This is a genomic window from Neobacillus paridis (assembly GCF_016765675.1).
Lineage (GTDB): Bacteria > Bacillota > Bacilli > Bacillales > Cytobacillaceae > Neobacillus > Neobacillus paridis.
The window spans coordinates 1-847 of sequence record NZ_JAESWB010000167.1 but is presented as its reverse complement, the minus strand read 5'-3'; the positions used below and the strand labels follow the sequence as shown (position 1 = coordinate 847).

The following is an 847-nucleotide window of genomic DNA, read 5'->3' as shown; positions in this document are numbered from 1 at the left end:
GGCAGGCCACTCAGCAGTTCGGCGGCCTTGCCCCATAGCACCATGGTAGGCAATGTCGCCTTGTCTTTTTCAGCCTGCGCGGCCAGTGCGGCCAGCACTGCCTGCATCAGTGGCTGCCAAGCCTTTGCTTCCTTCAGCGGCGGCACGTGCGGACGAAACACCAGCGCCGCATTCAGCAGCAGGAAACCTTGCCGGAGCAGCTTGTCCTGCAATTCTTCCCGGGTCTGTATCCATGGCGAACCGGCAGCGCTGGCCTGGGCCGCAATCGGTTCCAGGGCTGCGCCGCTGGTCTGTCCTTTTTTCAGGTGGCCGCTGGTCACCAGCAGCATTTTCATGAAGTTGCGCAGCGAAGTNCCATGAAGCAATAGCCGGTGGCGCTTTCGGCCCGTGGATAAGGCCCTTCGCCGACCAGAACATAACGTACTGACGGCAAAGGCTGGGAAAAGGCCGCGAAAATCCGGCCTTCGGTCGGCAAAAAGGTGTCTGCGGCCAGTTCAGGCAGATAATTCGGGTTGGCTCTGGAAACGGCGGCCAGGCCCTCATGCAGCACTGGCCGCCAGGAGGCATGCGCCAGCTTCAGCGCATCGGTGAACAAGGAAGGAATCGCGTCGGACATCGGCTGCACCCGCAGGCAAAATCGCGATTCTACGTTGTCCGGTGATTAACCGCGGGCGATGGGAACAACGTTGTCGCTGCCGCCGGCCCCGAATAACTGCTCTTTCAGGATACGCAACTGGTCGCGCACCTGCGCCGCCTTCTCGAATTCCAGGTTCTTGGCATGGTCGATCATCGCTTTTTCCAGGCGCTTGATTTCCTTGCTGACCTGTTTTTCGCTCATCGACTCATA

General features: G+C 59.9%; 2 protein-coding genes. Both read right to left on the bottom strand.

What is annotated here, in order from left to right:
* Positions 1 to 335, bottom strand: a 335-nt coding sequence (locus tag JK635_RS28360; RefSeq protein ID WP_202653616.1) for a uracil-DNA glycosylase family protein, incomplete at its 3' end; no start/stop codon positions are given.
* 326 nt (positions 336 to 661) lie between these two features.
* Positions 662 to 847, bottom strand: a 186-nt coding sequence (locus tag JK635_RS28355; protein WP_202653614.1) for a UvrB/UvrC motif-containing protein, incomplete at its 5' end; no start/stop codon positions are given.